Origin of the sequence: Streptomyces sp. NPDC047971, assembly GCF_040653355.1 — a bacterium.
GTDB lineage: Bacteria > Actinomycetota > Actinomycetes > Streptomycetales > Streptomycetaceae > Streptomyces.
In genome coordinates, this window is record NZ_JBEZNW010000007.1 from 15,707 (window position 1) to 36,473 (window position 20,767).

General features: G+C 73.2%; 16 protein-coding genes. 11 read left to right on the forward strand and 5 right to left on the reverse strand.

The window, feature by feature from the left end:
- Positions 1-6: 6 nt before the first annotated feature.
- Complete coding sequence (locus AB0D99_RS09265) at positions 7-1,230, reverse strand: hypothetical protein (protein WP_362358397.1); 1,224 nt, start codon at positions 1,228-1,230, stop codon at positions 7-9.
- Between the two features lie 85 nt (positions 1,231-1,315).
- Complete coding sequence (locus tag AB0D99_RS09270) at positions 1,316-1,816, reverse strand: hypothetical protein (RefSeq protein ID WP_362358398.1); 501 nt, start codon at positions 1,814-1,816, stop codon at positions 1,316-1,318.
- Between the two features lie 217 nt (positions 1,817-2,033).
- Here AB0D99_RS09270 and AB0D99_RS09275 point away from each other — a divergent pair, with 217 nt between their 5' ends.
- From AB0D99_RS09275 to AB0D99_RS09290, 4 genes are all read left to right on the forward strand, one after another.
- The gene (locus AB0D99_RS09275; RefSeq protein ID WP_362358399.1) at positions 2,034-2,993 is read left to right on the forward strand and encodes a LysR substrate-binding domain-containing protein; all 960 of its coding nucleotides are present in this window, start codon (positions 2,034-2,036) and stop codon (positions 2,991-2,993) included.
- Positions 2,994-3,081: 88 nt separating this feature from the next.
- Positions 3,082-4,170, forward strand: a complete 1,089-nt coding sequence (locus AB0D99_RS09280; protein ID WP_362358400.1) for a hypothetical protein — start codon at positions 3,082-3,084, stop codon at positions 4,168-4,170.
- Positions 4,171-4,224: 54 nt separating this feature from the next.
- Positions 4,225-5,934, forward strand: coding sequence for an Ig-like domain-containing protein (locus AB0D99_RS09285; protein WP_362358401.1), 1,710 nt, complete (start codon positions 4,225-4,227; stop codon positions 5,932-5,934).
- Between the two features lie 146 nt (positions 5,935-6,080).
- Complete coding sequence (locus AB0D99_RS09290; RefSeq protein ID WP_362358402.1) at positions 6,081-6,644, forward strand: hypothetical protein; 564 nt, start codon at positions 6,081-6,083, stop codon at positions 6,642-6,644.
- A gap of 17 nt (positions 6,645-6,661) precedes the next feature.
- On the opposite strand, the gene AB0D99_RS09295 is transcribed toward AB0D99_RS09290, so the two are convergent.
- On the reverse strand, positions 6,662-7,333 hold the full coding sequence (locus AB0D99_RS09295) for a hypothetical protein (RefSeq protein WP_362358403.1): 672 nt from the start codon (positions 7,331-7,333) through the stop codon (positions 6,662-6,664).
- A 224-nt stretch (positions 7,334-7,557) separates the two neighbouring features.
- Here AB0D99_RS09295 and AB0D99_RS09300 point away from each other — a divergent pair, with 224 nt between their 5' ends.
- The 5 genes from AB0D99_RS09300 to AB0D99_RS09320 all read left to right on the forward strand — a co-directional run bounded on the left by AB0D99_RS09300 (position 7,558) and on the right by AB0D99_RS09320 (position 16,484).
- On the forward strand, positions 7,558-8,682 hold the full coding sequence (locus AB0D99_RS09300; RefSeq protein ID WP_362358404.1) for a LacI family DNA-binding transcriptional regulator: 1,125 nt from the start codon (positions 7,558-7,560) through the stop codon (positions 8,680-8,682).
- A gap of 185 nt (positions 8,683-8,867) precedes the next feature.
- Positions 8,868-10,199, forward strand: a complete 1,332-nt coding sequence (locus AB0D99_RS09305; RefSeq protein ID WP_362358405.1) for a M60 family metallopeptidase — start codon at positions 8,868-8,870, stop codon at positions 10,197-10,199.
- Positions 10,200-10,222: 23 nt separating this feature from the next.
- A complete protein-coding gene (locus AB0D99_RS09310) occupies positions 10,223-12,628 on the forward strand; it encodes a polysaccharide lyase 8 family protein (RefSeq protein WP_362358406.1) in 2,406 nt (801 codons plus the stop codon).
- 287 nt (positions 12,629-12,915) lie between these two features.
- Positions 12,916-14,799, forward strand: a complete 1,884-nt coding sequence (locus tag AB0D99_RS09315; RefSeq protein WP_362358407.1) for a DUF2264 domain-containing protein — start codon at positions 12,916-12,918, stop codon at positions 14,797-14,799.
- A 50-nt stretch (positions 14,800-14,849) separates the two neighbouring features.
- Complete coding sequence (locus AB0D99_RS09320) at positions 14,850-16,484, forward strand: hypothetical protein (RefSeq protein WP_362358408.1); 1,635 nt, start codon at positions 14,850-14,852, stop codon at positions 16,482-16,484.
- A gap of 30 nt (positions 16,485-16,514) precedes the next feature.
- On the opposite strand, the gene AB0D99_RS09325 is transcribed toward AB0D99_RS09320, so the two are convergent.
- Together AB0D99_RS09325 and AB0D99_RS09330 are read right to left on the reverse strand one after the other, a co-directional pair.
- Positions 16,515-17,591, reverse strand: a complete 1,077-nt coding sequence (locus AB0D99_RS09325; RefSeq protein ID WP_362358409.1) for a LacI family DNA-binding transcriptional regulator — start codon at positions 17,589-17,591, stop codon at positions 16,515-16,517.
- A complete protein-coding gene (locus tag AB0D99_RS09330; protein ID WP_362358410.1) occupies positions 17,588-18,574 on the reverse strand; it encodes a hydroxyacid dehydrogenase in 987 nt (328 codons plus the stop codon). The genes AB0D99_RS09325 and AB0D99_RS09330 overlap by 4 nt, the downstream gene beginning before the upstream one ends.
- Before the next feature lie 233 nt (positions 18,575-18,807).
- Between AB0D99_RS09330 and AB0D99_RS09335 the strand changes: the two genes are divergently transcribed.
- Both AB0D99_RS09335 and AB0D99_RS09340 read left to right on the forward strand, forming a co-directional pair.
- Entirely contained in the window at positions 18,808-19,764 is a 957-nt protein-coding gene (locus AB0D99_RS09335; RefSeq protein WP_362358411.1) for an ABC transporter permease subunit, read from the forward strand.
- Positions 19,765-19,864: 100 nt separating this feature from the next.
- Positions 19,865-20,725, forward strand: coding sequence for a carbohydrate ABC transporter permease (locus tag AB0D99_RS09340; RefSeq protein WP_362358604.1), 861 nt, complete (start codon positions 19,865-19,867; stop codon positions 20,723-20,725).
- The last annotated feature ends 42 nt before the right edge of the window (positions 20,726-20,767 follow it).

A 20,767-nucleotide genomic window follows, 5' to 3' on the forward strand; every position in this document is an offset into this window, starting at 1 on the left:
CCGGAATCACTTCTGACCCGTGCACAGCGGTACGTCCGGCAGTCGGTCGTCCGGATGGCTGATGTAGATGTTGGTGACGTAGCCCCCGTACTGCGGCAGATACGCCCACCAGTCGTTGGTGTACGGAGGGACGGAGACGAGCTGCCCCTTCTTCTGGCAGCCCACCAGTACCTCCACGCCGGCCGGCAGCCGGGTCAGCAGGTTGTCCCCGACGGCCGGATCCTTCCGGACCGCGACGTCCGAACCCCACGTCCCGTACCACTTCCCCTTCGGCGCCGTTCCGCCCGGGACGTTCAGCGAACGGGTCAGCCGGACGAGGTCGGTGTACGCCTTGCCGTACGACGTGCCGTCCGCGTGCAGCGTGAGGACGGCCACGATCGAACGGTCGCCGGGCCCGACGGTGCCGGTCGTGTGCAGCGCCGGACGGCTCAGGTCGACGCCGGTGGCCCCCGTGGCGGCGGACGCGGCGGGCGACGTGTCGTCGGCGCGGCCCGAGGCGGTGCCTCCGGAGCCGCAGGTGCCCTTCGCGTACCGCCCCGACCAGCCCTGTTTCACGGCCCACGGGCGGTCGAACGCGCCGGCGATGCCGAAGTGCTGGTCGAAGGAGTCCGACGCACAACGGGTCGACCCGCGCAGACGGTCCATGACGAAGTCACGAACCGGAGCGGGAGTGGATTCCAGGATGTGGCGGTAGGTCTTCACGGTGTCGCGGGCCGACATGGCCGTGTAGCCCCAGTACCCCTCGTAGCCCGCCGGCGGCCGAACGGTGTCGGTGAGCCCGAGCCGCGTGACCATGCGGTCGACGATCGCCGGTCCGCCGTAGGTGGCCCAGTAGTGGTTGGCGGCGTTGTCGTCGCTGCTGCGGAGCATGGCGTCCAGGCGCGCGCGGTCGGCGGCCGGGATGGTGTCGGGGCTCCGGTTCCCCAGGAAGTCGAGGGCCAGCAGGAGCTTGACGATCGAGGCCGAGCGGAACGTCGCGTCCGGGTTCAGCTGTTCGGTGAAGGTGCCGGTCTGCCGGTCGAACACGGCGATTCCCGCGGTGACGCCGACGGGCACCTGGGCGCTCGTCCCGGCGACCGACGGAGTGTCACCGGCTCGGTCGGGTGCGGCCACGGCGGAGTGCGGGAGTGCGGCCCCGGTGAAGGCCAGCGAGAGGAAGGCCGCCGCCGCGACGAGAAGCCGTCTCGGTCCGCGGCGCGCGGTGGTGGCCGGTAAGGCGGTGCTGCTCATGTCGTGGTCCGTCCTCGCGTGGTGAGACGGCGGATGCCCGGGCTCGAAGGGAGCGGGGCGGCCGGCGCCGGCCGCCCCGCCGCACTTACGGGATGTTGCATTCCGTCATCCCGGGCCAGGGGTCGGTCGAGGTCCACACGTCGACCGCGGGGATGAACCCCCATCCCTGGTTGCTGCCCTGACCAGCGGCGATACGGTCACCCATGGTGTAGTACCAGATGTTGTTGCCCCCGTTGTGCCAGGCGCCCCGTCCCCAGCACACGAACCAGCTCGTCGAGGTGTCGATCCAGCCGATCACCGGGCACGCCGCGATGAAGCTCGCGCAGCCGTACAGCGGGGCGCCGGCACGGTTGCCGCACACCCAGTCACTCGGCCACGTGCGCTTGGTCCAGGCGTCGTAGTGGCTGACGTTGCGGTAGGTGCACGACGCCTGGGCCGAGAGAGGCCCGAGGCGGTCGGCGCCCGGCGCGCTCTGCACCGCTTGTGCGGTGTCGGCTTGCGGCGACGGCGACGCCTGGGCGGCCCCGCCGCCGAACAGCACCGCCAAGAGGGCGGCGACCACCGCCACCGCTCGTCTCACAGACATGATTCGGCCCCCGATGTCGAGAACGTGTTGGTCGGACGCCCGCGCGGAACCAAGGAGTTCCCGCGAGGCGTCGCTTGGAGGCCGAGCGTTCCACCAGGACTGTGTCCATGTCAGCGCTTGCGACCATGCGACATGAAAGACGATCGATAAGGGATACATCATGATTGCAGGCGAAACGGCTGCCGAAGGCACTGCTTCAACGGTTCCCGATCCGCGGATGCCGAGCCTTCACCAACTGCGGCTGTTCGTCGCCCTGGCGGAGGAACTCCACTTCTCCCGAGCCGCCGCTCGCCTGTTCATCACGCAGTCGGCACTCAGTCAGCAGATCAGGGACCTGGAGAGACGCCTCGGCCTGCGGCTGTTCGACCGCTCCAGCCGGGTCGTCACCCTCACCCCGCAGGGACACGTGCTGCTGGCCGACGCGCGCAGGGTCCTGAGAGCGGCGGAACGGTTGAGCCGCAGCGCCGCGACCCAGGCGCGGCGCCTCTCCGGACGGCTCGTCGTCGGCAGCATCGGTGCCGAGGCGGCCATGCCCTACACGCTCGCCGTGCTGCGGCTGCTGCACGAACGGCATCCACGGATCCAGATCGACGTGCGCAGCCTCAACTTCGCCGACCACTTCGATGCCCTGTTCCGGCAGGACATCGATGTCGCCTTCCTCCGGCCGCCGGTACCCGCGGGCATCGACGTGCAACACCTGGCGACCGAACCGCGGTTGGCCTGCCTGCCGGCGAGCGACCCGCTCGCGGCCCGGGAGCGGATCACCCTCGCCCAGCTGGCCCGCCGTCCGGTGATCGACGTCCCGTCGCACGTACCCAGGATCTGGTGGGACTTCTGGGCCGTGGACCCACGGCCCGACGGCACCCCCGTGCGCTACGGGCCGGTCGCCTCGGACATGGAGGGACTTCTCCACCTCGTGGCCCAGGGAAAGGGCATGTGCTTCCTGCCGGCGGCCGCCCGTGACCTCTTCCCCCGCCCCGGCGTCCGCTACGTCGACGTCACCGACCTGCCCCCGTCCACCGCGGCCCTCGCCTGGCTGAGGACCAACCGTGCCGAGCCCCTCGTCCAGGCCGTCGTCGGGGCGGCCACGTGCTTCGTATCGGCGCAGGAACCGGCCGGAGGGCCGACCGGAAAGGACCTCGCACATGTCAGGTCTCAGTCCGTAAACACCTCATAGATGCGCACGGATTCGCCTGCTACGGTACGCAGCTGCCGCCCACCGCACTGGGCAGCGACCCCTGCGGAGATCCGAGGAGATGGATCCCATGCACCCTGCCGTCACCCACCGCTCCCGCCCCATGGGCCGGGTCGTCGCCCTCGTCGCGGGAGCCGCCCTGGCCGTGACCGTCCCGTTCGCCGCGTACGCCGACTCCGTGGGCGTCACGGTCCGTACCCCCGGAGCCACGGCCGGCCCCGCGTCCGCGTTCGCCGAGATCACCACCGACGCCGCCTGCTCCAGCGGTCTGATCTCCGGCGGAGGCGTCAGCCAGACCATCGGCACCGGCACCTCCTCCAACGGCAACAAGATCAACGGCACCGTGCCCAGCCCGGACGGAAGCACCGAATACCTCGCCTCCACCGGCGTCGTCGGCACCGACGTCACCCACTGGCTCGGCATCGGCGGCAGCGGAGGAGCGGTCAACGGCTCCTTCTCCAGCACCCCGTACGCGATGTGCTTCACCAGCGGCCTCGTCGACCACACCCAGGTGGTGATGGACAAGCTGGCCGGACCCACCGCCGCCGGGACCGTCGGCCTCGTCACCGCCACCTGCCCCGCCGGCACCCGGCTGCTCGGCGGCGGCGCCCGCATCACCCCCGCGAGCGTCGGCAGCCTCAAGCCGATCGCGTCGTTCCCGACCTTCGACGACTCCGCCCACGGCTTCGGCCGGAAGGCGGCCGCCGACGGCGAGACGGACCCCGACTCCTGGACCGCGGTCGGCTGGAACGGCGGCGGAGGCAACAGCGACAACACCACCTACGCGTACGCCATCTGCAGCGGGAACGGCATCGACACCGAAGGGGCCACGGTCACCGTCCGGCACACCTCCGTCAGCGGTCCCACCACCGCCACCAGCGGGCGGACGGCCACCACCGGCTGCGCCGAAGGCGACGGCACGCTCGTCAGCGGCGGCGCCGCGATCAGCGGAGGCAGCCTCACCACCACGGACTTCACGGGACCGGGCTCCGTCGGCGACCACCTCAACGGCAGCTACCCCAGCACCTCACGTGCCGTCCCCGTCACCGACGGAACGACCACGGCCGCGTACTGGACCGCCGACGCCCACACCGGCGCCGGCAGCTCCCCGAACACGTACACCGACGCCTGGGCCCTGTGCGCCGACGACGGCATCTGACCCCGTACGCCACCCTTCCCCGGCCCTTCCCCGACTCGGCAGAAGAACTGACACATGAACACATCCCGCTCCCCACGGACCCCTTCGCTGGTCCTCGCCGGCGCCGCGCTGCTCGTCGCCGCCGCCGTCCACCCACCCGTTGCGACGGCCGCCGCCGGCCACCCACTCGTCACGGCGGCCCCGGCCGATCCCGTCTGCGGGGCGACGGGTGTCGCCACCACGGACCCGGGCGCCGGATGCGCCTGGACCGCGCCGGGCACCGACACCTTCACCGTCCCGGCCGGCGTCAGCTCCGTGACCGTGGACCTGTTCGGCGCGGAGGGCGGCAGCGCCGCCGGATACGTCACCCCCAACCCGCCCGCCACCGGTGCCCCCGGCGGGCGAGGGGGGCACACCCGCGCCACCCTGGCCGTGACCCCCGGTGAACTCCTCCAGCTCACCGTGGGCGCCGCCGGAACACCGGGCAGCTCCCGACGAGGGGAGTACGCCCGGCCCGGCGGTTACGGGCACGGCGCGGGCGGAGGCGGCGCCCACGGGGGAGGGGGCTCCGGTGGCGGGGCCTCGGATCTCCGCGTCGGAGCCTTCGGACCGGGCGAGCGGATCCTGGTCGCCGGAGGGGGCGGCGGGGCCGGAAACGGAGGGCCCGAGCTGCACGGCGGTGACGGTGGCGGCACGGCCGGCGAGCCCGGCGGCCAGGCCGCCGGGCCCGAGGGCTCCGGCATCGCCGGAGGCGGCGCGACCCGGACCGCGCACGGCACCGGAAGCCCCAACTCCCGGCTGGGCGGCCCCGGTGCACCCGGTGGCGCGACCGACCCCAACACCGGACTGCCCAACCCGGGCAGCGGCGGCGCCGGAGGAAACGGAGGGCGCGGCGGCAACGGCGGCGGAGGTGGGGGCGGCGGCTGGTTCGGCGGCGGCGGAGGCTCCGGGGGCGGCAACCCCGACAACCTGCCGGGCGCCGGCGGAGGCGGCGGCAGCGGCTACGCCGACCCCACCACCACACGGGCGAGCCTGACCCCCGGCGTCAACGCGGGCAACGGCCGGGCCGTCGTCTCATGGCGTCACGACACCACCCTCGCCCTCACCGCGGACACCACCACCCCGCTCTTCGGTCACGCCTCCACCCTCACCGCGGAGGTCCGCGCCTCGGCCGGTGGCACCCCGACCGGTTCCGTCGTCTTCCTCGACGGCGACGCACCGCTCGGCACCGTGCCCCTCTCGGACGGACGGGCCGAGCTGCGCACACCGGTCCTGCGGCCCGGCGACCACACGATCACCGCGCGGTACGAGGGCGATCCGCTGCACGGCGGGAGCGGCAGTCCGCAACCGCTCGCCGTCACCGTCGGGTTCAGCCGCCCCTGCCTGACGGGACACCACACGGGTCCGCTGACGGTGTCCCCGGGCGAGTCGCTCTGCCTCGGCGCCGGAGCACGGCAGTCCGGGCCGGTACGGATCGAGGCCGGCGGCGCGCTGGCGGCCTCGGACGCCGCCGTCACCGGACCGATCTCCGCCGACGGTGCCCGCGCCCTGTCGCTGTGCGGCATGCGCGTCATCGGCCCCCTGACGGTCCGTGGGACCACCGGCCCGGTCGCCCTCTGCGACGGCGGGTCGATCACGGGGCCGGTCACCCTCCAGTCCAACCGGGGCGGCACCACACTGACCGGCACCACCCTCACCGGCCCGCTGAGATGCGAGGACAACACCCCCGCTCCCGAACCGACCGGCATCACGGTGCACGGTCCTCGCTCGGGCCAGTGCCGCTGACACCGACGGCACGGCGCGGCTGAACACCGGGCGCGGGCAGGGGTGTACGGACCCGGCCCGCGCCCGGCGTCACGTGCGCGACCGCTGCCCCGGCTCCTGCCGAAACCCGCCCACCCGGTGCGGATCTTCGTTGTAGTGTCCGCGCCATGACTACCGATACCGCCGACGCGGAGTGCCTCGCCCTCACACGGAACCTTCGTCGCCGCGGCGCGATCGTCCTCGCCGTCTTCGCTCTCGTGTGGGCGTTCGCCGGCGGCTCCGGGATAGCGGCGGTCCCGGTCTCGGTCGCGGTCGGCGTCGTCGCGGCGGCGGTGACGGCCGGCGCGGTGGTGCTCGCCTTCCGGGGAACCGCGGGGCCGGTGACCCGCACGGTGCGGCTGCCGGAGAAGTGGAACCGGGGCGTCGGACTGGTCAACGGCGCCGAACTGGTGGCGATCTTCGTCGTGATCGCCGCGTCGAACGCCTCGGGCCACCCGGAGGTCATCCCGGTCGGCATCTGCCTCGTCGTGGGCCTGCACTTCTTCCCCCTGGCCCGCCTCTTCGACCAGGGGCAGTACCAGTGGACCGCGATCCTTCTGACAGCGGTGTCGCTGGTGGGTCTCGCCGTGCTGGGGGCCGGCGGCACGGCGGAGACGATCCGCACCGTGGTGGGTCTCGGCGCGGCGATCGTGCTGTGGGCCTCCTCCTTCCACGTGGCCCTGCGCGGCTGAACCACGGGCGGGGCCCGTCACCCCTTCCGTGCGGGGGGAACGAACGGTCCGGTCTCGGGGGCCACGCACTTCTCGACGACGGTCTCCTCGCCGGCCGCCGAGCCCTCGACGCAGAGCCGGCCGCCCCGGGAGCGCAGGTCGACGAAGAACCGCGTGGTCGCGCCGGACCGCTTGAGGTCGTGGATGCTCTCGTCGATGTAGCCGAGGTCGTTCAGGACCTTCCTGACCTCGGCGGGCGTCGGGTTCCGCAGCTCCCACAGCCCTTGGGCGATGCGCTCCTCATGGTGGTTGCTCGCGCACCAGTCACGGGAGTCCAGCTCCACCTCCGGGCCCGCTGTGGGGGTGACGGGTCCTTCGAGGGCGTCGGTGGCGGGATCGTCGGAGGGCAGCGTCTCGCCTCCGGGGGCCTCCGCGGGCCCCGGCGGTCCCGACAGCGGACCCGTGGGGCACCCGCGCGCCATCTCGTCCAGCAGCGCCGCGAAGGCGGCCTGCCGAGGGGAAGCGGCCGGCGCCTCGGTGTGCCGGGCGCCGACCGCGTCGGCGGGCTTCCCCGGCGCCGCCGCCGCACCCGACTGCCGAGTGCCGCAGGACGCGAGGGCCAGAGCCGCGAGTGCCGTCACCGCGAGGGTGATCCCCGGGCGGCGGGAGGGGCGGACAACCGTGGAGGCGAGGCTGGAAGTCGATCTCATGGGCACAGCTTCCGGTCCGGCGTCCGGCCCGCACATGAGTACCCGTACTCAACAGACCATGAGGTCCGGCGCGCCCCATGGCGCCGATCCACCCGGACGTACGGATGGCCGGTCGGCGGCCCGTGCGGTGGGGAACCGGGCGCCCCCGGGTCTCGTTCCTCACCCGTGAACGGTGGCGACAGGAGTTCGTATAGGCTCCAGCCGCACATGAGGAGGCGGCACCGATGAACGGGAGTGCTCGGCAGGTGGCGGCGGGGGATGCGCGGCGGGCGACCATCCGGGAGGTGGCCGCGCTCGCCGGTGTGTCGACGGCGACCGTCTCGCGGGTGCTGAACCGCAACTATCCGGTGGCGCAGGCGACCCGCGACCGGGTCGAGGGCGCGATGCGGGAGCTCGGCTATGTCGTGAACGCGCACGCACGCGCCCTGGCCGGAACCTCCAACCGCACCGTCGGGATCATCGTCAGCGAGATCGTCGACCCTTTCTTCGCGTACATCGCGCGCGGTGTCGAGCGGGAGGCGGCGCGCACCGGCCGACTCTGCCTGGTCTGCTGCACGCAGGGCGACGCCCAGCGCGAACTCGCCTTCGTCGACCTCCTGCACGAGCAGCGCGCCGACGTGGTCGTGCTGGTCGGGGGAAGCGTGGTGGACCGCGCCTACACCGCGGAACTCACCCGCAGGGCGGAGGACCTGCATGCCGGCGGCTCCTCCCTCGTGCTGTGCGGCCGGCCCTCGCTCGGGGGGCGGGTCCCCGCGGCGGCGGTGGAGTACGACAACGAGGGCGGCGCGTTCGCCATCACCGACCACCTGCTGACCCAGGGGCACCGCCGGATCGTCTACCTCGGCGGCCCGCCGGCCGTCTCGACCACCCTGGACCGCCTCGCCGGATACCGCCGGGCCCTCGAACTGCGCGGCGTGGCGCCCGACACCGGTCTGGTGCACACCGGCGCCTTCAGCAGGGGCTTCGGCTATCGGCGGACGGCCGAACTCCTCGCGGAGGGACTCGACTTCACCGCGATCTTCGCCGCCAACGACATCGTGGCGGCCGGCGCGGCGCAGGCCCTGGAGGAGGCGGGAGCCCGCATCCCGGAGGACGTCTCCCTCGTCGGCTACGACGACGTGCCCGTGGCGCAGGAGATGCGCCCGCGCCTGACCACCGTGCACATTCCCCTGGAGGAGATGGGCCGGCAGGCCGTGCGGCTCGCCACCCCCGGGGACGACGGCGACGACGCGGACGACGCCTGGCGGGCGCCGACGACGGGGGTGCACCGGCTGGGCACGCACATCGTGGTGCGCGACTCGGTGGCCCCGCCGAAGGCCCCGCGCGTCCGGCGCGCCCGCACCACATGACCTGAGGGAGCGCGGGCGGAAGGACCGGAGATGAGAACGCTTACCGTCTCGGTTCTCCCCGCGCTCCCTTCGGGTTCGTAGAAACCCGTAGAAACATTGCGTCTTCTCTTGCCTCGGCATAGCAACCGCTTACATCCTGTCGGGCAGTCAGAGGCCAGGCCCATGCCCCTCTCCGAGGAGACCGGATGCCCCACCTCCCCGCGCCCGACCGTCGCTCCGTCCTCACCGGCCTGGCAGGCGCCGGCGCCGCCGGCCTGCTGGGCACCGCCCCGGCACGCGCGGCCACCACCGCCGGCCCTCCGCGCACGCTCACCGTCACCGCGCGCCCCGCCGCCGAGAGCGAGCGGCTGCGCCTCGGCCAGGCGCTGCGCGGCAGCGAGTTCCACGCGACCGGCCTCTACGCGTCCCCGGGCGCCGAGGTCGGGCTCGACGTCCTGCCGTACGACGGGCTCGTGCCGACCCTCCGGATCGGTCTGTGGGACTACTACGGCGCGCTCACCGAGCCGCGCGCCCACCCGCTCAAGCCCGGAGCCAACACCGTCGTCGATCCCCACGGCGGTCCCGTCTACCTGACGCTGGCAGGCGACGGCGAGCGCGCCGGGGTGAGGTTCCGCTCCGGGGCCGTCCCCATGCCCGTCTTCACGCTCGGCCGCACCTCCGAGGCCGACTACCAGGCCCGGCTGGACGCCCTTCCCGACGTCCCGTACGTGGAGCTGACGGCGCCGCACACGATCCTCACCCTCACCCGGGAGGGAGCGCTGCTCCACCGGAGCGAGGACCACGACGCGCTCCTGGGGCTGCTGGAGACCGTCATCGCCTCGCACGCCGCCATCAGCGGTCTCGACGGGAGCTCCCCGACGCACCGCCGCAAGGCGGGCCCCTACCACTTCACCGAGGTCTCCAAGGTCCCCGCCGGTGTCGGCGCCTACGCCACCCACGGCTACAACGGCTTCCCGCGTGCCTATCTCGACCGGCTGACCACCGTCGAGGGGCTGCGCACCCGGGGCTGGGGGCTCTACCACGAGCTCGGACACCTGCATCAGCAGATGGCGTACAAGCCCTCGGGGCTCACCGAGGTCACCGTGAACATCTACTCCCTGGCGGCGCAGCGCACCCTGGGGCAGCCGTCCAACCTCCTCACCGTCGACCCGGCCACCGGCCTGAACCCCTTCCGCTCGGCCCAGGCGAAGTTCGGCACGGCGGGGCTCGCGTACGAGCGGTCCTTCGGCGCGTACGAGAAGCTCGTCCCGCTGCGTCAGCTGGAGCTCGCCTTCGGCGAGGACTTCTGGCCCCGGCTGCACAGGCTGGTCCGCGAGGAGAACCCGCAGTCCGACTGGACCGAGACCGCCAAGCGCTACCGCGCGCTCGCGACGTACTCCAGCCGTGTCGCCGGCCACGACCTCACCACCTTCTTCCTCGACCGCTGGGCCTTCCCCGTCGACGCCACGGGCCGGGCCGAGCTCGCCGCGCTGAACCTGCCCACGCCCCCCGTCGACCCCAGCACGCTGACCGACTGACGCCCCGTCCGGGAGGGACCGCCATGCACGACCTCACTCCCCGCAGACGCACCCTGCTCGCCGCCGGCATCGGCGCCCTCCTCCTCCCGCTGCCCGCGGGCGGAGGCGAGGCGCGGGCCGAGACCGCGGATGCGACGACCGACCCCTTCGACACCCTCCGGACCCGCGCCGCCGAGCTGGCCACCGGCGGCGCCATCGACCCCACCGACCCGGTCTACGCCACCGCGCTCGCCGCCCTGAACACCGCGGCGGCGACGGCATGGAGCACGCTGGACCGCGGCGCGGGCCGCACCGCCCTGTGGGCCGACCTCGCCCCCGTCACCGCCCCGGCCAACTTCAGCCTCTCGTACGGGCGACTGCTCACCCTGGCGACGGCCTGGACGACACCGGGGGCCACCCTGCACGGAGCGGAGGAGGTCGTCTCCGCGGTCGTCGAGGCGCTCGCCTTCCTCAACGACACGGCCTACCACCCCGCCAAGCCCGAGTCCGGCAACTGGTGGTTCTGGGAGATCGGCGCGCCCCGCGCCCTCATGGACGTCCTCGTCCTGCTCGGCGACCGCGTCCCCGCCGACCGGATCGCGTCCTCCTGCGCCGTCGTCGACCGCTTCTGCGCCGACCCCGACCGCCGGACCAACAGCCCCTCCCTCGCCGAGACCGGGGCCAACCGGGCCGACAAGGCGGCGATCGTGGCCCTGCGCGGCATCGTCGGCCGCAGCGCCGACAAGCTCGCGCTGGCCCGTGACGGACTGTCCGACGTACGCGACGCGGGCCGCAACAGCCTGTTCCGGTACGTCACCTCGGGCGACGGCTTCTACCCGGACGGCTCCTTCGTCCAGCACTCCCACGTCGCCTACACCGGCACGTACGGCAATGTCCTCCTCGGCCGGGTCGCCTACCTGGTCGCCCTGCTCGCCGGCTCGGAGTGGCGGATCACCGACAGCGGCATCTCGGTGATCCACGAGGCGGTCGAGCGGAGCTTCGCGGCCGTCACCTTCGACGGGCTGATGATGGACTCCGTCCGAGGCCGGGCGATCTCCCGCTCCCGGGAACGGGACTTCCACACCGGAGCCGGGACCACCACCAACCTGCTGCTCCTGGCGACGGGAGCGCCGCCGCCGTACGCGGCCCGGTGGCGGGCCATCGCCAAGGGCTGGATCCGCCGCAACACCGACACCCCCTACCTGCCGCTCGCCACCGTCCCCGCGCTCCAGCGCGCCGCGGCCGTCCTCGCCGACCCCGCGATACCCGTGGCCCCGCCCGCCGTCGGCCACACCGTCTTCGCCGACATGGACCGGATCGTGCACCGCCGCGACGACTGGACGCTGGCCCTGAGCCTGTCGTCCCGGCGCATCGCGGCCTACGAGGCGGGCAACGGCGAGAACCTCCACGGCTGGTACACCGGCGACGGCATGACCTATCTGTACGACGCGGACCGCGCCCAGTTCTCGGACGACTTCTGGCCCACGGTCGACCCGTACCGGCTTCCCGGAACCACGGTGGACACCCGGCCGCGCGCCGACGCGGGCAGCGCGCCCGGCACCAGCACCCACAAGCCGACGAACGCCGTCGCGGGCGGCGCCGTGCTGCGCGGGCGGTACGGCGCCGCCGCCATGGAGCTGATCGCGGCCGGCAGCACGCTGCGGGCCCGCAAGGCGTGGTTCTGCCTCGACGACGCCGTGGTCGCCCTCGGCACCGGGATCACGGCCTCCGACGGACGTACCGTCGAGACGATCGTGGAGAACCGCAATCTGCACGCCGACGGGACCCCCGGGCTCGTCGTCGACGGACGGACGCGGTCCGAGGGCCTCGGCGGCGCCGCGGTGGTGCCCGGGGCCCGCTGGGCACATCTGGAGGGGGTCGGCGGCTACGTCTTCCCCGGTGGGGCCGATCTGAGCATCCTGCGCGAGGAGCGCACGGGGTCCTGGCGGGACATCAACACCGGCGCGGACACCGGTGGCCCGAGCGACCCCGTGACCCGGCGCTACGCGACCCTCTGGCTCGACCACGGCGTCTCGCCGGCCGACGCCGGCTACGCCTACGTGCTGCTTCCGGGCCACGGGGTGGTGCGCACGGCCGCCTGGGCCGCCTCCCGCCCCGTGGAGATCCTCGCCAACACCCCGCAGGCGCAGGCGGTGCGCGTACGACGGCTCGGGCTGGTCGCCGCCCACTTCTGGACCGCGTCCGGTGCCGCCGGCATCACGGCGAGCGGGCCCGGCACGATCCTGGTGCGACGGCGTGGCACGAGCGTCTCGGTGGCCGTGGCCGACCCGGGACGCACCGAGACCACCCTCTCCTTCGAACTGCCCTGGGCGGTCAGGAGCGTCACGAGCGCCGACGACACGGTCACCGTCACCACGGGCCGCCGGCCCCTGGTGACGGTCCAGGTCGGCGGCTCTCGTGGACACACCCACAGCGCCGAACTCCGCTGAAGCGCCGAGCGGCCCCGCTCGGGCGCGGGACGCACCGCGCCCCGGCGGAGCCGCGCGGCGGCAAGGGCGACGGCGCCACGCGGGGCGCGGCTCCCCGGGTCGGGCCCCGAGGGGAGCGGATGATGTTCGTCCACGGCCCGGACGGTCCACGGAGCGCGGCGAGGCTCGGCCCGAGCGCACGCGACTCCGTCCGAGGGCCGAGCGGCGGCCGAGGCCACGGTCCGGCGACGGGCCTCGTGACCCCGGTCATCCACCGGCACCCCCGAACCACAGGAAGTGAGGCACCCGTGCCCGCACCGTACGTGCAGCTCCCGGCGACCGACCGCGTCCTCTCACCGCGCACCGGCTGGACCCGCGCGCACTGGGAGGCGGTGGCCGATTCGCTGCTCGCGGGGGTGGCGCCCTACGCCACCCCCGGCTTCGCCCAGTACCGGCTGCCGGGCCGGGCCGGCTGGTCGGGAGTGGTCTGCGACGGTCTGGAGGGCTACGCGCGGACGTTCCTGCTCGCGGCCTTCCGGATCGCGGGAGCCGGCGGGGACGTGGACCCGCGGCTCGTCGAGCGCTACGCGACGGGCCTCGCCGCCGGCACCGACCCGGAGTCCGGGGAGCCATGGCCCCGGCTGACGGACTGTTCGCAGCAGATGGTCGAGGCCGCCTCCGTCGCCATCGGCCTGCACGAGACCCGGCCCTGGATCTGGGACCGGCTGGACACCCGGGTCCAGGAGCGCGTGGTCGACTGGCTCTCCGGCTTCGTCGGCCGCCGGACCTGGGACAACAACTGGCGGCTCTTCCAGGTCGTGTCCGAGCAGTTCCTCGCCTCCGTCGGCGCGCCGTACGCCCAGGAGGACATCGACGGCGGCCTGGACCGGATCGACGACTGGTACCTCGGCGACGGCTGGTACACCGACGGCGACGGCCGCAACTTCGACCACTACAACGGATGGGCCCTCCATCTCTACCCGCTGCTGTGGGCCCGGATCGCGGGCGAGGAGGACGGCGAAAGGGCCAAGGTCCACAAGGAGCGCCTCGGCGCGTTCCTCGGCGGATACGCGCACTTCTTCGGAGGGGACGGCGCGCCGCTGCACCAGGGCCGCTCGCTGGCCTACCGGTACGCCGCCGTCGCCCCGGTGTGGATGGGCGCGCTCAGCGGCGCCACGCCGTACGCCCCCGGTCTGACCCGCCGTCTCGCCTCCGGCGCGGTCCGCCACTTCACCGAGCGCGGTGTCCCGGACGAACGGGGGCTCCTCCCGCTCGGCTGGTACGACACCTTCCTGCCCAGCACCCAGCCGTACTCGGGACCCGCCTCTCCCTACTGGGCGAGCAAGGGCTTCCTCGGACTGCTGCTGCCGCCGGACCACGAGGTGTGGACGGCGCGCGAGCTGCCGCTGCCCGTCGAGGAGGCCGACCGGTACACCGCCCTGCCGGTGCCGGGCTGGCTGCTGCACGGCACCCGGCACGACGGAATCGTCCGGCTGGTCAACCACGGCAGCGACCACAACCCGCCCGAGCCCGATGACGCCTCGGACGACCCGCACTACGCCAAGCTCGGCTACTCCACGCACACCGCACCGCAGAGCGCCCCGCACGCCTGGGGGCGCGCGGTCGACAACCACATCGCGCTCGTCGACGCCGACGGCACGCCCAGCCGCCGCGTCCGCATCCACCCGCTCGGAACCGGGGACCGCAGAGCCGCCTCCTGGTACGCGGCGCGCCTGCCCGGCGACGACACCGAGTACCGCGTGGAGACCACCTCGCTGCTGCACGGCCCGTGGGAGATCCGGGTGCACCGCGTCGAGGCACCGCCCGGTGTCACCGTCCGCGAAGGCGGACACGCGCTCGCCGACGCGCGGCAGCCCGCCGCGCACACCGGTCCGCACTGGGCGACCGCCCGCCGCCACGACGGACTGACCAGCGCGGTCGTCGGTCTGCACGGCTGGCAGGAGGCGGCCGTGGACCGCGACGTCGAGGCGAACGCCCTCGGCCCGCACTCGGCGGTCCCGTATCTCAGCTCCGCACCGCACCCGGGCGGACGCAGCGTCCATGTGACCCTCGTCGTCCTGTCCGGCGACGCCGTCCATCCGGCGGAGCTCCGCGAGGCCGTCTCCGTGACGGTCGACGGCGCCGCCGGCGTGACCGTCGGCTTCCCCGACGGCACCGAACTCCGCGCCTGACCAGGGCGGTCGGGCCGGTCCTTCCCCCAACCCAGCCCCATGGAGGAGAGATGAACCGCTTCCTCGCGCACCTTCGTTCGGCGAGACCACCGGTCGTGGCGGCCGCGCTGCTCGCCGTGCTCTCCGTGTTCTCGTTCGCCCCCGCGTCGGCCGCACCCGAGGGGCGGGACGGCGGGAGTCCGGCGTCCGCCACGGCGGCGGGGTACGCCGTCGCCGAGAACAAGTACCGGGCGGACGCGGGCCTCGGCACCTGTCTGCGCACCTTCGACGGCGACGACACCGTGCGGGTCGGCGACTGCGCCGCCGCGGGCACCCCGACCGACCAGACCTCCATGCGGCAGTGGCAGGCGGTGGACCAGGGCGACGGATACGTCCTGATCCAGAACAAGCACAAGGCGGACGCCGGGCTCGGCAGCTGTCTGCGCACCTTCAGCGGCTCCGCCGACGTCCGCGCGGGTGCCTGCACCGGCACCGGCACCCCCACGGACTACACCTCCATGCGCCTGTGGCAGGCGGTGGACCAGAGCAACGGATACGTCCTCCTGCAGAACAAGTACCGGGCGGACGCCGGGCTCGGCACCTGTCTGCGCACCTTCAGCGGCGACGACACCGTCCAGGTCGGCGACTGCGCCGCCGCGGGAGGGGCCACCGACTACACCTCCATGAGGCTGTGGGACTCCGCGGCCTTCGCCGCCGCCGGCTGGCCCACCCGCCCCGTGACCGGACAGAAGCGTGCCCTCGTCGTGGCGACGCACTGGAACGACGCCACCCCGGCCGATCCCGCACCGATCCGCCAGGCGACCCTCGGCGACGGCTACCCCTCGCTGCGGTCCTATCTCCAGGAGGTGTCCGGAGGGGCGCTCGACCTCACGGGCGACATGGTCGAGAACGTCGACCTGGGCGCGCGCCCGGCCGCCTGCGACTCCGCGGCGATCCGGAGCTCCGCGAGGTCGGCCGCGCTGGCCCGGGGCGTGAACCCGGACACGTACGACTACGTCTTCGTGGACATCTCGCGTCACTCGGCGTGCGCGTTCGAGGGGCTGGCCTCCCAGCCCGGCAACTGGATCATCTCCAACGGCGTCGGCCACAAGACCTGGATGTGGACCCACGAGTTCGGCCACAACCTCGGCTTCCAGCACTCCGCCACGCTCAAGAACTGCCCGACGGCGGGCACGGTGACCCGGGTGAACGGCAGCTGCACCCAGGCCGGAGGCGACGACCCGACGGACACCATGGGCGGCGGCGGCATGCACCTCTACCCCGTCGGCTACCGCCAGTTCGCCGGCTGGATCCCGGAGGCACAGGTGGTCGGGATCGGCTCCACCGGCGGCTACTCCCTGGGCGTGCTGGGGGTGAGCGGCACCCAGGAGTACCGCGTCGCCCGCGGTGACGGCACCCACCTGTCCCTGGAGTTCCGCCGTCCCACCCCGCCGTACGACGCCTACACCGACACCGATCCGCTGGTGAACGGCGTGATCGTACGCATCGTCACCAGCGGCGGAACCATCCACAACAGGCTCGTGGACGCCACGCCCGCCACCGCGACCACCGCGGACGCGCCGCTGGCCGCGGGCAGGACACTGGTCGACGAGATCGCGAACGCGGCGGTCACCGTGTGCTCGGTCTCGGCCCAGGGCGCGGACCTCCGGGTGGCGGTGGGCGGTACGACGCCCCCTGCCTGCTGATCCCGGCAGCCGGACTCGGTGGCCCCCCGCTCACCGGCGGGGAGCCACCGAGTCGCGCACGACGACATGGGTGCCCAGCCGGACCCGCCGCGCCGCCGGTGGGCGCCAGGCGTCGCCGTCCTCGACGGGGAGCGCGCCGCGGACGGCCCTGCGCCCCATCTCCTCCAGCGGGACGTGAACGGTCGTGAGACGGGGGCGCACCGTCAGGGCGGCGGGGATGTCGTCGTACCCGACGAGGGAGACGTCCTCGGGAACGCGCCTGCCGGCTTCCTCCAGCGCCTGCAGCGCGCCGATGGCCACCATGTCGTTGGCGGCGAAGACGGCCGTGAACTCCAGCCCCGACGCGAGGATCCGGGAGAGCTCGCGCCAGCCGAAGGCCGGGCTGAAGGCGCCCGTCCTGACGAGCTCGGGAGCGGGCCTGACGCCGCGCAGCGCGAGCGCTCTGCGGTGGCCCGCCAGGCGGTCGCGGGTCGTGGAGAGGGCCGGCGGGCCCCCGAGGTAGAGGATCCGCTCGTGGCCGCTGGTGAGCAGGTGGTCGGTGACGGCGAAGGCGCCGCCCTCGTTGTCGTACTCGACCGACGAGGTGGGCAGGTCGTCGCCGATCGAGGGACGGCCGCAGAGCACGAGCTGCATGCCTCCGTCGTCGAGTTCCCGTGCCTTGCGGGCCAGTTCGCGCCTGTACGAGCGGTCGTCGGTGCTGCCGCCCACGAGGATCACCGCGGCCGCCCGACGCTCCTGCATCAGCTCGATGGCTCCCAGCTCGCGCCGTGGATCGCCCTGGGTGGTGCACACCAGGCACAGCCGGTTGCCGGCCGCGGCCTCGCGTTCCACGCCGCGCGCGATGAAGGCGTAGAAGGGGTCGACGACGTCGTTGACGATGATGCCGACCGTCTGGCCGTCGGTGCCCGCGAGGGCGCGGGCGTGGGCGTTGACGACGTAGCCGAGCTCGCGGACGGCGGCCTCGACGCGTTCCCGTGTGGCGGAGGAGACGGGGTAGTTCCGGTTCATGACGCGGGAGACCGTCGCCGTCGAGACCCCCGCGTGGCGGGCGACGTCGACGACGGTGGCGCGGCGCTGCCCCTCCGCGGCCGCCCTCCGGCCGGTCATGCCCGGCGCGCCAGGTCCTCGTGGCGGACGGGGTGCAGCAGCGGCTCGCCCCGGGCGAAGCGGGCGAGTTCGTCGACGGCCAGCGCGCCCAGGCGGCCGACCTCGTTCCCCAGGGCGCCGGCGAGGTGCGGGGTGACGAAGGCGTTCGGCAGGTCCCACAGCGGGTGGCCCTCGGGGAGGGGTTCGGGCGAGGTGACGTCGAGCACGGCGTCCAGCCGGCCGGCGACGAGCTGTTCGGTGAGGGCCTCGGTGTCGATCAGCGCGCCGCGGGCGGTGTTGACCACGAGCGTTCCCGGCCGCATGAGACCGAGGCGACGGCGGTCCAGCAGGTGGTGGGTGTCCGGGGTGTCGGGCGCGTGGACCGAGACCACGTCGCTGGTGGCGACCAGGGTGTCCAGGTCGACCAGGGTCCAGCCGTGGCTCTCGGCCTCGGCGGGGGTGACGTACGGGTCGTAGAGCCGCACCGTGGCGTCGAGCAGCCGCAGCATGTCGAGGAGCCGGCGGCCGGTGTGGGAGGCGCCGATGATCCCGACGATCAGGCCGTGCGCGCCGAGCCAGGGCCTGCCGCGCAGGTCGGCGGGGGTGCGATGGGTACGGCGCGCGCGGAACAACTCGGCCAGCGAGAAGGCGCGTTTGGCCCCGAGGACGATCGCGGCGAAGGCGAACTCGGCGACGGGCACGGCGTTGGCCGCCGCCGCCGAGGAGACGACGATGCCGCGGCCGTGGACCTCCGGCGTGAGGAAGGTCTTCACGGTGCCCGCCGCGTGGATCACCGCGCGCAGCCGGGGCGCGGCGTCGAGCACCTCGGCGTCGACGGCGGGGCATCCCCAGCCCGTGACCAGCACCTCCGCCCCGGCGAGCAGCGAGCGGGCGGCGGGGGAGGAGAACTCGGTCAACGGGCCCGGTCGCAGCAGACGCGCCGTGGACAGCAGACGCGCATGCACATCGGGCGGAAAGACGCTCTCCAGTTGAGCGGGATCCATGGCCAGTGCGGTGTGCGGCCGTCGGAACGTGCGGGCTCCCACTGTGCCTCCGGGATAGTAAACGTGTACTGCGGTGAGGGAACCGTAGGGACACGGCAGTTGGAGCGTCAAGGGCTTCTTTTCAACCCGCCCTATTGACGCGGGGGTTAAGCGGTTACTACCTTCCGGCGGCAGAAACCCGCTCCACCCTCAGGGCCCGATCGGGCGCGCCTCACCGCCGAACAGGACTGCTCATGGCCGAAACAACGTCCCCTCCGCCGCGGGCCGTTCACCGACTCCCGCTCCGGCAGCGGCTCCGGCGCGACAAGACGATGCTGCTCCTGTGCCTGCCGGGGTTCCTGTACTTCGTGGTCTTCCACTACGTACCGCTGCTCGGCTACGTCGTGGCCTTCCAGGACTACCAGCCCTACCTGGGCTACATGCACAGCGTCTGGGTCGGCCTCGCCAACTTCACCTCGGCCTTCACCGACCCCGACTTCTGGTCGGCCACCGGCAACACCCTGACGATCGCCGTCGTGCAGCTGGTCCTGTTCTTCCCGGTACCGATCGCGCTGGCCCTGCTCCTGAACAGCATCGTCAGCGACAAGCTGCGCCGCTTCGTCCAGAGCGTCGTCTACCTGCCGCACTTCATCGGCTGGGTCATCATCGTCTCGATCTTCCAGCAGATCCTGGGCGGCGCCGGCGTCGTGCCCGACCTCCTGGCGGCGATGGGCCTGCCGCGCTACGACATGATGACCGACCCGGACGCGTTCCCCTGGCTACTGGCGCTCCAGGTCATGTGGAAGGACGCCGGCTGGGGCACCATCATCATCCTCGCCGCGCTGCTCTCCATCGACCGCGGTCTGTACGAGGCCGCCGCGATGGACGGAGCGGGCCCCTGGCGCCGCTTCTGGCACGTCACGCTCCCCGGACTCTCCCCGGTCGTCGTCCTGCTGCTGATCCTCAACCTCGGCAACATCCTCACCGTGGGCTTCGAGCAGATCCTCCTCCAGCGCGACGCGGTCGGCCCCGGAGCCGGTGAAGTCCTCGACACCTACGTCTACTTCCACGGCATCAAGGACAACGAGTGGGGCACCGCCGCCGCCGTCGGCCTGGTCAAGGCCGTCATCGGCACCGTCCTCGTCGTCGGTGCCAACACGTTCGCCCACCGGCTCGGCCACGAAGGGGTGTACCGCGGTGCTGACCGCTGAGAAGACATCGCGCCGCAAGGGCGCCCTCCCGCGAGCCGTCCCCGCCGGCGAGCGGACCGACCACCGCGCGCTGCGCCCCTCGGGTGTCCGTCCGCCGTGGATGGAGCAGCCGACGCGGCTCGGACAGGCCGGCAAGGCCGTCGTCCTCGTCCTCGTCGTCGCGCTGGTCGCCTACCCGCTGCTCGGGGTGATCGGCACGAGCCTCGCCTCGCAGAGCGACATCATCACGTCCAACGGGCTGGTCCTCTGGCCCGACCACCCCAACCTCGACGCCTACCGCACCGTCTTCACCGGCGGTGTCGTCACCCGCGCCCTGCTGGTGAGCCTGGGCATCACCCTCGTCGGCACGCTCGGCGGCCTGCTCTGCACGATCGGCATGGCGTACGGCCTCTCGCGCCGGGAGGTGACCGGCTCCCGCGTCATCCTCATGACCGCGCTGTTCACGATGCTCTTCCACGCGGGCGTCATCCCCCACTTCCTCCTGGTGAAGGAGCTGGGGCTCTACAACACCTTCGCCGCGCTCGTCCTGCCGACGATGGTCAGCGCCTTCAACCTCGTCGTGATGCGGGCCTTCTTCATGAACCTGCCCCAGGAGCTGTACGACGCCGCGAAGGTCGACGGTGCGGGCGATCTCCGGATCCTCGTCAGGATCGTGCTGCCGCTGTCCAAGGCGGTCATCGCCGTGGTCGGCCTCTTCTACGCGGTCGCGTACTGGAACGCCTACTTCAACGCGCTTCTCTATCTCGGCGACAACGAGAAGTGGCCGCTGCCGATGGTGCTGCGCACCTTCGTCCTCCAGGGGCAGAGCCTCGCCGACGGCTCCGTCGGCGAGGCCGCGTCCCCGCAGCAGGCGGTGCAGATGGCCGTGCTCGTCGTCGCGGTCGTACCGATCCTGCTCGTCTATCCCTTCCTCCAGAGGTTCTTCACCAAGGGCGTCCTGACCGGCGCCGTCAAGGGCTGAGCATCCGCCCGCAGACCCCCACCCCCCGCGAAATCCCCGTCC